This window comes from Paenibacillus litoralis, from assembly GCF_046244365.1.
In the GTDB taxonomy this organism is placed as follows: domain Bacteria; phylum Bacillota; class Bacilli; order Paenibacillales; family NBRC-103111; genus Paenibacillus_V.
The window spans coordinates 5,994,962-6,008,104 of the sequence record NZ_CP176395.1 but is presented as its reverse complement, the minus strand read 5'-3'; the positions used below and the strand labels follow the sequence as shown (position 1 = coordinate 6,008,104).

At 52.9% G+C, this 13,143-nt stretch carries 9 protein-coding genes; 7 read left to right on the top strand and 2 right to left on the bottom strand.

Going from position 1 to position 13,143, the window contains the following annotated elements; genetic code table 11:
* Positions 1 to 44: 44 nt before the first annotated feature.
* Both ACKGJP_RS25440 and ACKGJP_RS25435 read right to left on the bottom strand, forming a co-directional pair.
* Positions 45 to 1,643 (bottom strand): response regulator, encoded by a 1,599-nt coding sequence (locus ACKGJP_RS25440; protein WP_409341583.1) that lies wholly within the window; start codon positions 1,641 to 1,643, stop codon positions 45 to 47.
* Positions 1,618 to 3,387: a sensor histidine kinase gene (locus ACKGJP_RS25435; protein ID WP_409341582.1), complete on the bottom strand. Its 1,770-nt coding sequence runs from the start codon at positions 3,385 to 3,387 to the stop codon at positions 1,618 to 1,620. Before ACKGJP_RS25435 ends, ACKGJP_RS25440 begins: the two co-directional genes overlap by 26 nt.
* 271 nt (positions 3,388 to 3,658) lie before the next feature.
* On the opposite strand from ACKGJP_RS25435, the gene ACKGJP_RS25430 reads away from it, so the two are divergent.
* The 7 genes from ACKGJP_RS25430 (at position 3,659) to ACKGJP_RS25400 (ending at position 13,133) form a co-directional block, all read left to right on the top strand.
* Positions 3,659 to 4,621, top strand: coding sequence for an ABC transporter permease (locus tag ACKGJP_RS25430; RefSeq protein WP_409341581.1), 963 nt, complete (start codon positions 3,659 to 3,661; stop codon positions 4,619 to 4,621).
* 26 nt (positions 4,622 to 4,647) lie between these two features.
* Entirely contained in the window at positions 4,648 to 5,541 is an 894-nt protein-coding gene (locus ACKGJP_RS25425; RefSeq protein WP_409341580.1) for a carbohydrate ABC transporter permease, read from the top strand.
* 83 nt (positions 5,542 to 5,624) lie between these two features.
* Positions 5,625 to 7,268 carry a hypothetical protein gene (locus tag ACKGJP_RS25420; protein ID WP_409341579.1) on the top strand — a complete coding sequence of 548 codons (1,644 nt, stop codon included), beginning with the start codon at positions 5,625 to 5,627 and terminating at the stop codon, positions 7,266 to 7,268.
* 258 nt (positions 7,269 to 7,526) lie between these two features.
* On the top strand, positions 7,527 to 9,350 hold the full coding sequence (locus ACKGJP_RS25415; protein WP_409341578.1) for a peptidoglycan D,D-transpeptidase FtsI family protein: 1,824 nt from the start codon (positions 7,527 to 7,529) through the stop codon (positions 9,348 to 9,350).
* Positions 9,351 to 9,788: 438 nt separating this feature from the next.
* Entirely contained in the window at positions 9,789 to 11,162 is a 1,374-nt protein-coding gene (locus ACKGJP_RS25410) for an extracellular solute-binding protein (RefSeq protein ID WP_409341577.1), read from the top strand.
* A gap of 260 nt (positions 11,163 to 11,422) precedes the next feature.
* A complete protein-coding gene (locus tag ACKGJP_RS25405; protein ID WP_409341576.1) occupies positions 11,423 to 12,307 on the top strand; it encodes a carbohydrate ABC transporter permease in 885 nt (294 codons plus the stop codon).
* Between the two features lies 1 nt (position 12,308).
* Entirely contained in the window at positions 12,309 to 13,133 is an 825-nt protein-coding gene (locus ACKGJP_RS25400; RefSeq protein WP_409341575.1) for a carbohydrate ABC transporter permease, read from the top strand.
* Positions 13,134 to 13,143: the final 10 nt, after the last annotated feature.

The window sequence follows — 13,143 nt, the reverse complement described above, 5'->3', positions numbered from 1 at the left end:
TTTATTTCTGTTTCAAGCAGGAATAAACGGGGAATTCCTTTATGTTATTGCATTGTTTTCCTGTGCTCTTTGGGCGAAACGCCGAAATAGTTTTTGAATGCGCGGGAGAAATGGTACAGATTTCCGTAACCGACCATCTCGGATATTTCATTGATCCGCAGCGTAGGGTTCTTCAGCAGCTTTTGCGCTTCTTCCATGCGGATCTTAATCAGATAGGAGGTGAATGTCAAACCGGTTCGCTCTTTAAACAGCTTGCTGAAATAGGAATAGTTCATGGATACGCGGTTTGCCACCTCGGCGAGCTGGAGGTCGCGGCTGTATTGCTCGCGAACGATCGACTCGGCGACAGCGATGACGGTTCCGTCATGGCTTGAGCGTTCCATCACGATTTGTTTGGCATTGAAGGCGTAGCCCTTCAAGTAATGACGGAGATCGCTTAACGAATGGAACGTACCGAAGGCATGAGCTTGCTCGCTTTCCTCGAAAAGCAGACGGCCGTTAACGTGTCGGTGAATTTCGGTCATCAGGAGGTCGTATAGCGCTTTAAGTTGTTCGAGGGATATACTGCTCCTTCGGTTATCGTCAAACCATCGGTCGATCCAATCGCCGATCCGCTCCAAGCGAAGCGTATCGACAGCTTGCCGAAGCTCCTCAATGTCTTTTCTGTCCGGGAGAGCTGACTCATGGCGGCGTATGGGTTCTGCGAATCTTAGCACTTCGCTTGGTTCTCTCAATATTCGATACGACATCGCATGCACCGCCTGCTTGTAAAGCCCCGGCAATTCGCTGAGACGCTCGCCAAGTCCGCTAATCGAAGCGGCAGGGCGTGCTTGAGCATGCGTTCCCAATTGCATAGTAGCGTTCCCTAGCAGCGTGACAACCAAATCGAGCGGCACATGCTCCGTGAAGTTGAATATGACGCTAACGGCCCCCTGCATATTATGAAACGCCAAAAACCGCAGCTGATTATGGATGCCTGCTTCTTGAACGAGATGCTCGAAGCAAGCATTTGAACGTTTCAGGTCATTTCCGTTAAAGGGGTTGTCGTTGATCGCCAATAGGGAGACGGCAAAACGGGCGTGTAAGAAGTAGGCTTCAAGCGGCGGATTCGGGCCGGAATCCATGCTATGCCGAGAACGATGCTCCGCAGGGTCAGAGTCCGTATGCAATCGGACCGAACCGTTTAGCAGCATATTCAATCGGGCGGCGAGCAGCGTTTGCTCATCCTGCCGATTTCTCTCGTCTCTTCGGGCCAGAAGGCTATGCTCCTCGATTGCGGCAATTGCCGTCTGCACTTGTTTGGCCAGCTCCGCCGAGCCCGCAGGCTTAAGCAAGTAGTCGATCGCTCCGTATTTAAATGCTTCGCGTACGTAAGCGTAGTCGTCATACCCGCTCAGCATGATGAATTTCGTCCGCGGAAGCGAGGCGGCAAGTTCCTTGATCAAGCTAATCCCGTCCATGTCGGGCATTCGTATATCGGTTATGACGATGTGCGGCATAATGGCTCTGGCCGATTGCAGTCCTTGCAGTCCTCCGTATGCGGTATGAATGGCGTCTATCTCGGGAATCCCGGCGCGTTCGAGCTTAGCCTTTACGCCGTCGCAAATCAGCACTTCATCATCGACGATTAATACCGTGTACATCGCTTTCTTCCTCTCCCGTCTCGTCGTATGGAATGGTCAATACCGTCTGAGCAAACAGGCCGTGTTCGCTATTCATCCTTATCGGATAGTCCTCTCCGTAATACAGCTTCAGCCGCTCATTGATGTTGCCGAGGCCGATTCCTTCCCTAAACTCGCTGCTTTTGGCGGCGTAAACGGATGTGCGAAATTGTTCATTGATAGCCGTAAGCCGTTCGGGAGCTATGCCGGCTCCATTGTCGCGGACGGACACGCAGATGCAGCTTTCGGACTGCAGCCAAATATCGATGTCCACGTCAAGCGTTTGCCGATTGGCAAAGCCGTGCTTCATGCTGTTCTCGACGATCGGCTGAAGAATGAACTTGATCATTTTGAATGGAAGCAGTCTGTCCGGAACATTAACGCGAAACCGGACGCTGTCTCCGAATTTGACCTTCTGCAAATTCATGTATTGCTCCAAATAACGGATTTCCGCTTCCAGCGTCGTGAATTTCGATTTGCCGTCCATGTTGTAGCGCATCATTTTGCCAAAATCGGCCATCGCATCCGACACGTCGAATTGTCCGGCGAGCTCCATCTTCGCGCTAAAAATATCGAGCGTGTTGTAGATGAAATGCGGGTTGATTTGCGACTGCAGAGCAATCAGTTGGGCGTCCTTATGCATCGTCTCTTTTTTGATCATGTCGCTCATTAACACGGTGATTTTATCAAGAAGGATGTTGAACTTTTCCGAGATGACGCCGAATTCGTCCTTCCGATCGATGAGGATAGGCCGGAAGCCGCTGCCGATCGCCTGATCCATCTGTTTGATGCTTGTTTTCATTTTACGCAAGACCATCTTCAACACCGAGTAAAAAGCCAATAGCAGTACGACCATGGCCGAAATAAAAGCTAAATTCGTCGCTACCTGGAGAGAACCCGCTGTTTTTGGCAGCGGAATGGCCAAGAGGATGGAAAGGCGGACGCCTTTGAGCAATTCGCCGACATACAACATACCGTCTTGCGTGGAGTAGCCATTCGAGAGCGTTTGCATAACCGTCCCGGATAAGGCAGCCGGCGGTCTCGGTTCTCCTGAGGAAAAGATTACGCGGTGCCGTTCATCCGATACGACGATGGCGTGACTCGGATCGTTCGTGCCGGAAACGGGGGCCAGAAGGTCGCTCAACCTTACGTCAACGACCGTCATGCCGAGATCTTTCCCCTCGATGGAAATCATTTTCTGCACAAAGCTGAACGTTTGTCCGCTATCCGGGCTTTCGCGCAGCACCCACAGGAACTTTTGGTCCGAACGCTTGAACGCTTCGTACCATGGCTCTTGACTTGCCTTATTTTCGTGGTAAAAGGCGCCGAAGCCCTCGGGAATCGTTTCGTTGCTCATGTAAACGGAAATTTTGTCCGTATTGATTTTTTGAAACAGCATCGCGTAATTAACGAGCGGCGCCGCATAGCTGAAATACGTTTCGATCGAATTTCCGTCAGGGGAGAAAGGGTCTCCTAAAAACAGCTGCAGCCGGTAATTGTACGTAATGTTGTTGCTGACGCTTTCAATCAAGTCGATTTTGTTCTCGATCGTATATTTGACCTGCTTGAGTGTCGTCTGCGAATTGGAGATCAATTGGGATTTCATAGATCGCTGAGCTTGGTCGTAGGAGTACAGCCCGAGTGCGCTAAATGGAAGCATAATCAAGAATACGAAAGCGAGCGTTACTTTGCTTTTGATGCTCATGGCGTTCAAGGAACGGCGCAACGGCAAACCTTCTTTCCGGATGGGGGTCGTTAATCACAGTATTCGACAACCGGAACGCGAAACCTTTCTCGCTGCCCGATCATCCAAAATGAAGGTATCAAAACAAAAATGGCGGTATTTTTATAAGCGCTTTCAAAACGTATAGTAGGTTTATGCTTCCGCAGTCGCTTAGCTGACGAGAAAACGACCCGCGGTTCGGAACGGGAGCATCAAACAGAGAACGTTGTCCGTAGTCGATCCGGCTAAGGTAACGACACAGGGGGAATGGGAAGTGGAAAGAGCCGTAAGCGCGCAGCGTCGTTCTCGCCAAGCAGGCATCGCGGCGACGGGCAGGAGGTTGCGGTCCAAGAGCCAGTTCGCGCTGCAGAGCATGGTATGGCCAGGCATATTGTTCCTGATCGTGTTCTCCTATATTCCGATGTACGGGATCTTAATAGCGTTCAAGGAATACGATCTTTTCTTGGGCGTTATGAAATCGCCTTGGGCAGGCTGGACACATTTCAACGAGTTTTTCAACGATCCTAATTTCACGAACGTCTTGCGCAACACACTGGCGATGAACTTGCTCGGATTGATACTTGGGTTTCCGGCGCCGATCGTTTTCGCGCTATTTCTGAACGAGCTGACGAAAATGCGCTTCAAGCGATTTGTGCAAACGGTTTCGTACCTGCCGCACTTCGTCTCATGGGTCATCTTCGGCGGCTTGATCCTGACGGTGCTCTCGCCATCGAACGGCATCGTCAATCTGCTGCTCGTCAAGCTGCACATTCTCGACGAACCGATCAATTTCATGGCCAAGCCGGAGCTATTCTGGGGGATCATGGTCGGAGCCGAGATCTTGAAGGGGATCGGCTGGGGCGCCATTATTTATATCGCGGCGATCGCGGGTGTCGACCAGGAAATGTACGAGGCGGCCAAAATCGACGGCGCAGGCAGATTCCAGAGAATGCTGCACATTACGGTTCCGAGCATTATGGGAACGGTCGTCATCATGCTGATCTTCGCCGTCAGTTCGATTCTGAATACCGGCTTCGAGCAAATTATGGTGATGCAGAACCCGCTTAATCTCGATGTTAGCGAAACGATCGACACCTATGTGTACAAGGTCGGGCTGCAGCAGATGCGCTATTCGTATTCGACGGCGGTCGGGCTTGCCAAATCTGTTGTAGCGTTGATCCTGCTGTTTGGCGCCAATTACGTGTCGCGTAAAATTTCGGACAACAGTCTGTTCTAAGCTCCAGCTTACGTTTAGGAGGAATCATGATGAAAATCCGATCAAGAGGAGATAGGTGGTTCGACGCGCTCAATATCGTCTTCATGGCGGGTATTGTCATCGCGACGCTTGCCCCGTTCTGGTTCGCGCTGGTCGGCTCGTTCAACGAAGGACTTGACTATATGCGGGGAGGCGTTTATTTTTGGCCAAGGGAATTTACGTTATCCAACTATATCGCGGTCTTCTCCGATACGACCATCTACCATGCTTACTTCATTACGGTTTCACGGACGATCGCCGGGACGGCGCTTCATGTAGCGTTCACCGCGCTTGTCGCTTACGGGATGTCGCGTAAAGCGCTGGCAGGCCGCAGCGTGTATCTGGTCGTCATGATGTTTACGATGTTTTTCTACGGCGGACTCGTTCCGACTTACTTGCTATACAAGGAGCTCGGACTGCTGAACAACTTTCTCGTGTACATCGTTCCTTCGATGTTCAGCGTCTGGGATATGATTATCGTCATGTCGTTCTTCCGGACGATTCCCGAGCAGATCATCGAATCGGCCAAAATCGACGGAGCTGGCGAATACCGCATATTTCTACAGCTTGTGATGCCGCTTACGAAGCCGGTTTTGGCGGCGATCGCCCTTTTCAACGGGGTGTATCATTGGAATTCGTACATGGATGCGATGCTGTTCACGACGAAGGAATCGCTCGAGCCCGTGCAATTATTTCTGATGCGGATCGTGACGGACTCATCGGTCGCGCAAAAGTTCGGCGAGCAGGCGGCCAGCATGATTCCGGAGGAAGCGAAGCAGATCAGCCCCGAGACGCTCAAGCTTGCGATGATGATCGCCACGACCGCGCCGATCCTTGTTATCTACCCGTTCCTGCAAAAATATTTCGTGAAAGGCGTTCTTATCGGTTCCGTGAAAGGTTGATCTTTACGGCAAATAGCATGCAAGTCTCACGCTTATGCTGTAAATTAACAACATAAAGCATAGACGAAGGGGAGGAAAAAAGAATGAAAAGCAGGAAGGGTTTATACGGCACCGCGCTCGCCGTTACGATGCTGGGATCGCTAATGGCGGGATGTACTTCCGACAAGGATAAAGGTGCGCAGCAGTCGGCGTCCCCGAAGCCGTCGGAATCGTCGTCCGCGGCATCGACGAAGAAGCCGGAGGACAAGTCGCCGCTCAAGATCACCTGGTTCGTCGACCAAGACTATTACAAGAAAAACTGGGATTCCGTAAATAACCTGTTGGACAAAAAAGTTACGGAAGACACCGGCATCTCGATCGATTTCATGTCGGGGAATTCCGACAAGCTTAGCGCTATCATCGCCTCCGGCGACATCCCGGATGTTATCACGGTCGATAAAGCTTCGCCGCAGAGGGGCGTGCTCGAGAAATCGGGCTTGGTAGCGCCGCTTGACGAGCTGATTAAGAAGCACGACCCGTCGTTCCAGGTGCCCAAAACGATGCAGGACTGGTTCCGCAACCCGGACGGCCATTTCTATGGATACGCCAGCTATTTCTGGGCTAAGGAAACGTTCAAGCCCGGCGATCGTATCCTCAGCAACCAGGGCTTGTATGCCCGTAAAGACATCATGGATCAGCTTGGCATCAAGGCTGACGATTTCACAACGAAGGAAGGCTTGGTCGCGGCGCTTCGCAAGGTCAAGGATTCGGGTACTAAATATAACGGCTTTGCGCTGACGCCCGCATATTTTGACAGCTGGGTCATCTCGTACTTCTTCGGGGCGCCTCGGGAGGATGCGCAGGGCAATCTGATCGACCGCGAGCGCACGCCGGAAACGCTGGAAGCGTATAAGTTCCTGAACCGTCTGTACCGGGAAGGACTCATGCCGGAGGACAGCCAGACGTTGACCAAAAACCAAGTGCAGGAGAAGGTCGTAAACGGAGCCGTGTTTGCCATGACGAACAAGACCATCAATTGGAGCGGATTGTTCCAGAAAGATCCGAAAGCGGTGTACGTGAATGTAGGGCCTACTAAAGGAGACAAAGGAAACAAGCCCTATGTGGATCCGGTTCCTGCATCCGGCTGGACATTGTCGATGATCAGCAGCAAGGCCAAAAATCCGGACCGGATCATCAAGCTGTTCAACTACTTGTCGCAGGAAGAAATGAGCTTGAACGTCTATTACGGACCGAAAGGCGCAGCTTGGGACTATGACGCGAACGGAAAAGTGAAAATTTCGGACGAGTTCAACAAGCTGAAGGCGGAGGACGCGAACAAGGCCAAGCTGAAATATGGGAACGGTACGCTGGAATGGCTGATCAACTGGGCACCGATTCAGCGAACGGCGCCTGTGGTGAACACGGAAGACGAAATGCTGAAGCGGAAGGCGAATGAATATTTCGGCGAGTTTACCTATGACATGCTTCCGTTCGAATCGGCCACGCCGCTTGGCGGGACGGAGGAAGCGGGGATTAATGCGAAGATCGAAGAGAACCGAACCAAGCAAAGAGCCAAAATGATTTTGGCGAAGTCCGACGCCGACATCGAGAAATTTTACAACGAGGGCATCGAGCTGGAGAACAAGCTTGGCTATCAGAAGCTGTACGACTATCAGAACAAGAAGTTCCAGGAGGCCAAAAAAGCGCTGGGTATCCCGTTTGCATGGCCGACGAACCAGAAGAAATAACGGGTCTGGCAAAACTCAACGGCATAGGCACATTAAGAAAACGCTCATCGACGACGTGAAAGCCGACTTCATTCCATAATCTATGCAACGGCCCTTAGGGGCCGTTTCTTATTGTTCAGGAAAGCGCGACGGTTTCTGTGACAAGCTGGCTTCCTTTTAAGAAAAGGGGGTTTTCGCTAACGTCCGTTTGCCGCCCGTGTGCGATGTACATACTGGTAGCAACATCAACATATCGCATAAAACGGAGTGGCTAACAGGATGCTCGATAAACGGCGTATAGTGTTTGTTCTGCTCGCGGTAAGCGTCATGATGGGCGTACTTGCCGTCAGGCTTTTGATGGTGCAGGTTGTACCCGGCTTCGGACATGCTAGTTCTGCGCTTATCCGCCATTCGGTCGAGCAGCGCGAGCAGCGGGTCGTGCTGGATAGCGGACGGGGGGGCTTTTACGACCGCAGCGGACTCCCGCTGACCGGGGAGCGATACGCTGCCCTGCTGGTATTCCCCAATAAGGAACAGGCCAAAAAGAGCTCTGGCGTTGCGGCTGCGGCCGGCATTCTGGGCGTGTCCGAGAGGGAGTGGCTTGGCTTCTTGCAAGGGCTGAAGCAGCCTGCTTGGTGGACCAAGCAAAGCCGCGGCCCCGCAAGCGACGAATCGCTGCGCGATGTCCCCTTAAGGCTCACGGACGCTCAAGCGAAGCGGCTAAAAGAGCTTCGCGTGCCAGGCATTACGGTAACGACCTACGAGTCTCGCTATATTCAGCCCTACCCTGCGTCCCAACTGATCGGCTTTATCGGCGAAAACCCCGAACGCGTACAAGCGGAATACGCGGACAAGCTGGCACGCGGCCAGTTTACGCTGGCAAGCCGCATTGGCGGATCGGGGCTGGAGAAAACGTTTCAGCCCTATGTGCAGGGCATCGGTCCCACCACGCTGTCGCTGTTTACCGACGGGCAGAACAATCCGCTATCCGGACTCGATGTCCGGTTAGTCGAACCGGTTAACGTCCATTATCCGACGAAAGTGGTCACCGCATTGAGCCTGCCTGCGGAATCTAAAATTGAAGCGCTGCTTGACCGGCTTCACGTAAGAAAGGGTGCGGTCGTGGTTCTCGACGCGAAAACGGCGGATATCGTCGCCATGTCGAGCAGACCGGCGTTTAACCCCTATCGCATTAAGCTGGATGAGCGCGGGTGGGAGAATCGAGCGCTTCAAGCCGCGGAGCCGGGGTCGGTTTTTAAGACGGTCGTGGCCGCAGCCGCGCTGGAGGAAGGCGTCGTCAAGCCGAACGAAGTGTTCCGCTGCGAGGGCGAGCTCGGCAAGTACGGATTTTCGTGCTGGCTCCCGGGCGGACACGGGAACATTACGTTCTCCGACGCTTTTGCCGAATCGTGCAACATAACATTTGCAAAAGTGATGCAGCGGCTGTCCTCCGAGACGCTCGCGGCCTATGCCCGAAAGCTCGGCGTGCTCCTTCCCGTCGGATGGACCGGCGATACGCCGGGACAGCCCTCCTTCCGCCAGCTGGACGGCGAAGACGGCGGTCAGCTGTTCGCGCCCGGGACGCCGCCGAACGATGAAGGCGTACGCGCCCAGACGGCAATCGGACAGCGGGATGTCCGGATGACGCCGCTTGCCGCCGCCAATATGGTAGTGACGCTTTTGAACGGCGGCGTCGTCCGAGAGCCGCGGGCGGTGACCGAAATTCGCTATCAAAGCGGCCGTTTGCTTTACGCCTTTCCCGAGAAAACCGTTTCCGGCCGTATGGCGGGCATTTCACCCAAGACGGCTGCGACGCTGCTCGCTTGGATGCAAGGTGTCGTCGACCACGGAACGGGAAAGTCGCTGCAAAAAGCGAAATGGAAGCTGGCAGGAAAGTCCGGCACGGCGCAGACGGGAAGCGGAAGTCTCGTTCATCAATGGTTCGTGGGCTTCGGGCCGACCGACGAGCCCCGATTCGCGGCCGCAGTCATGATCGCGGACACGGACGCATCCGAAGCCGGTCTTGCTAACGCCGTCTTCCGCGGCGTTATGGATATTATGGCCGAATCCGCCCCGGCGGCCGCTGCATTTGCCCGCCCCTAAAACGAAAGCTGTCCCGATGTTTGGGACAGCTTTTTTGATTGTGCCGGGGAAAGTTGCTGGGGTGCCTAATACTCGGCAAAGGAGTAGGGGGTATGCGGCGGAAAAACCTGGCGGCCGACTTGAATGTCGTATCCTTTCCTTGCGTGTAATCAAAAGGATACGACTTTCACGGAGGTGGAGACGGATACCCCCTGCTCCGGTTGCGCATATTAGCCGCTTTCTTATGCAATTATTGTCCCAATCATAAGGGGCACTTTGTGCTCTTAGGGGCTCCCCGCAAAGAACCGGGTCTACGCTTCGGAGCTTCGTTAAGCGGAGACGGAGTAGAGAATTTTATCCCTCTTTTCGCGAAATGTCCGTCTGTGAGGAATGCGCCGTTCTTCCTATAATCAAAATGTAAGCGAAACCAAGCAAACGAAAAATAGGAGGTCACCGCAAATGAATAAGAAGAAAACGATGTTATCCCTCACGATGGCACTCACGATGGCGGCAACGGCAGTAGGATGCGGAAGCGGCAGCAACGACAATAAGAACGCAGCGTCCAATTCTCCTTCGGCATCTCCTTCGGCTTCGGTGAAACCGGCAGAGTCCGAGAAACCGAAAGATTTCAAAATGACGATTCGCCACATTAACATCCGCGACACGGCGAAAAACACGCTCGCTCTTCTGCAAGACGTGGTCAAAACGACCGAATCCCAAGTGCCGGGCTTGAAATTCGAGCTTGACGGCGTGGACGACGTCGTGAACCGCGACCAGAAGCTGAAAGCCGAAATGGCTGCCGGCAACCCGCCTCCGATCTTCAACTTGTTCGGCGGTGATGATACGAAGAACTATTCGAAAGCGGGCCGTCTGCTCGACCTGACTCCGATTCTGACCGAGCTTGGCTTGAAAGACAAGTTCTTAAACCTCAGCGAATTTACGGTAGACGGCAAAATCTACGGCCTTCCGGATTCCGGCTTCGTAGAAGGCGTGTTCTACAATACGAAAATGTTCGCCGACGCCGGCGTGCAAGTGCCGAAAACGTGGGACGAATTCCTCAAGGTTTGCGAAGCGCTTAAAGCGAAGGGCATCGTTCCGATCGCCATGGGCGGCGGAGGCGGAGACGGCTGGGTAATCAACATGCTGGCCAACACCCTGTTCGTTCGCAACGGCGGACCGGAGCAGCAAGAAGGGTTCGCGACAGGCAAATCGAAATGGACGGATGCGGCAGTTGTCGACGCTTTCAAAAAGCTTGAAGAGCTGAAACAAAAAGGCTACATCGACAAAAACGTCATCGCGATGAAATATCCGGACGGCCAAGCGAAGTTCTACACCGGCCAAGCGGCCATGCTGATGGACGGAAGCTGGGCAATCGCAGGAATCACAGGCGAGAAATCGACGATCAAAGACAACGTCAGCTTCTTTAACTTCCCGAACGTGGGCGGCAAAGGCGACGACTACATCAACGGCGGCTTCTCCAACGGCTACGGCTTCTCCAGCAAGCTTAACGAGAACGAGCTGAAAGCGGTCAAAGCGTTCATCAAAAATTTCTTCAACGACGAAAACCAAAAACGCGAGCTGAAAAACTCCGGCCGTATCCCGGCCATGAAGCTTGCCGATCCGGGCGATGTGAAAGGGCTTGTCGCCGATGTGGTGAAAGGCCAAAGCTCCGCTAAAAAAGGCGCCTTCCCGGCATTCGACGCACTCGTGCAAGCATCCGTGAAGAAAACGCTGGAAGAAACGATGGAAGAGCTGATGGGCGGCAAAGTAACGGCTGACAAAGCGGCTGAAAAAATGCAAAAAGCGCAAGACGAAGCAAACAAAGCGAAATAGCGAAGAAGGCACGAAAGGTCGGGCGCCACACGATTGCGGTGGTGCCCGCTTCACGCTAAACGAGCGTTAGGACCTCCGGCCACACTCACCAATAAGACAACGGATGCTTACGAAATCGTTTTCTATCGGTAAACAGCTTCTGGAGACGAAGCCGTTATCCATTCTTGGAGCAGCCGATGCTTACGAAGCGATTTTCCTTCAGAAAACAGCTGATGCTTACGAAGTCGTTTTCCTCCGGAAAACGTTTAAGGAGGTCTATCATGAATAAAGTCATGCGCAATCCATATGCCTATGCGATTTTTATTTTGCCGGCGATGGCTCTGTACATCACATTCTATATCGTACCGCTCCTTAGCTCCCTGCGGTATTCGGTTACGAGCTGGAACGGAATCAACGAACCGGTCTTTACCGGCCTCGACAATTTCGTGAAAGCCGTGCAGGACGAGAAGTTTTTGACGGCGCTTAAAAACAATCTGATTTTCGTGCTGTTCTCATCCTTCGTGCAAATTCCGATCATCGTCATTTTGTCGATTATTCTTAGCAACGTACGCAAGTTTATGGACTTTTATAAAACGACCGTGTTTATGCCGAGCATTTTGTCCACAGCGGTTGTCGGCGTAATCTGGAAGTTTATCTATCATCCGGATGCGGGTCTGGTCAACCAGATTTTGAGGCTGGTTGGTTTGGAATCATGGACCAAAGGCTGGCTGGGCGAAGAAAACTTCGCGTTCCTGGCCATTCTGGTCACGAACTCCTGGCAGTGGTTCGGTTTCTATATCGTGCTCGTGCTTGCGGCGATCTTCGGCATTTCGAAGGAAATGCAGGAGGCCGGCGAAATCGACGGCGCGGTAGGCTGGCGGAAAGCCCGATACATTATCATCCCGCTCATTCGTCCGATCATTCTCGTCATTCTGCTGCTTTCGATCACGGGCGCCATGAATGCGATCGACATCGTTCTGATCATGACGGCGGGCGGACCGTTCGGAAGCTCCGAGGTCATGGGAACCTACATGTACAAGCAAGCGTATTCGATGTCACAATACGGCTACGCCACGGCGATTTCCATCGTTATTTTTGTACTGACATGCGTGCTCACCCTCATTTTCCATCTCATTACCAGAAGGTCGCAGGAGGTCGAATACTAAGATGAAAAGGCGTACGAACATATTCCCGCACCTGGTGCTCCTGCCTTATCTGTTGATTATCCTGTATCCGCTGTTCTTCGTCCTGAACTCTTCGTTTAAGGGGAATTCGGAAATCGTCACGAATCCGTGGAGCTTGCCCGAAAGCTTCAGTCTCGAAAATTACACGAAAGCTTTTACGAGCGCCAAAATCGGCAAGTTTTTCTTTAACAGTCTGTACATCGCGACGACCGCGACGACCGTATCGATCCTGCTCGCGCTGGGAATCGCGTACGCGGTTACCCGGATGAAGTTTCCGGCCCTCAGCAAAATCACGTACGGGCTGCTGCTGCTTTCCCTGCTCATTTCGCCGGTATCGCTATTGATTCCGCTGTATATCATGATCAAAAATCTCGGCCTCTATAATACGCCGTTCGCTTTGATCGTTCCTTACACGGCATTCGGCATTCCGCTATCGGTATTCGTCATCGCGGCGTTTCTTAAATCGGTTCCGAAGGAACTGGAGGAAGCCGGCATTATGGACGGGCTTTCGGTGTTCGGCTTGTTGGGACGAATCATTCTGCCTTTGACGATGCCCACGCTCGTCACGGTGTTCATCATCAATTTCATCAGTCATTGGAACGAGTATATTTTGGCGAGCCTGCTCCTGTCGGGGGAAAGCCTGCGCACTTTGCCGGTCGCGGTGGTCGCGTTTATGGACAAATTCAACTTCAACTACGGAGCGATGAGCGCGGCGGTCATGATCAGCAGCGTGCCGGTTATTATCGTATATGCCGTTTTGCAGAAGAAAATCATCGAAGGCGTTGCTGCGGGAAGCGTCAAGGGGTAAGCAGCGGAAG

Bases quoted from the DNA above. Each gene is read 5' to 3' on its own strand.
- ACKGJP_RS25420 (WP_409341579.1), top strand. From the start codon at position 5,625: ATGAAAAGCAGGAAGGGTTTATACGGCACCGCGCTCGCCGTTACGATG.
- ACKGJP_RS25405 (WP_409341576.1), top strand. From the start codon at position 11,423: ATGAATAAAGTCATGCGCAATCCATATGCCTATGCGATTTTTATTTTG.
- ACKGJP_RS25440 (WP_409341583.1), bottom strand. From the start codon at position 1,643: ATGTACACGGTATTAATCGTCGATGATGAAGTGCTGATTTGCGACGGC.
- ACKGJP_RS25415 (WP_409341578.1), top strand. From the start codon at position 7,527: ATGCTCGATAAACGGCGTATAGTGTTTGTTCTGCTCGCGGTAAGCGTC.
- ACKGJP_RS25400 (WP_409341575.1), top strand. From the start codon at position 12,309: ATGAAAAGGCGTACGAACATATTCCCGCACCTGGTGCTCCTGCCTTAT.
- ACKGJP_RS25410 (WP_409341577.1), top strand. From the start codon at position 9,789: ATGAATAAGAAGAAAACGATGTTATCCCTCACGATGGCACTCACGATG.
- ACKGJP_RS25425 (WP_409341580.1), top strand. From the start codon at position 4,648: ATGATGAAAATCCGATCAAGAGGAGATAGGTGGTTCGACGCGCTCAAT.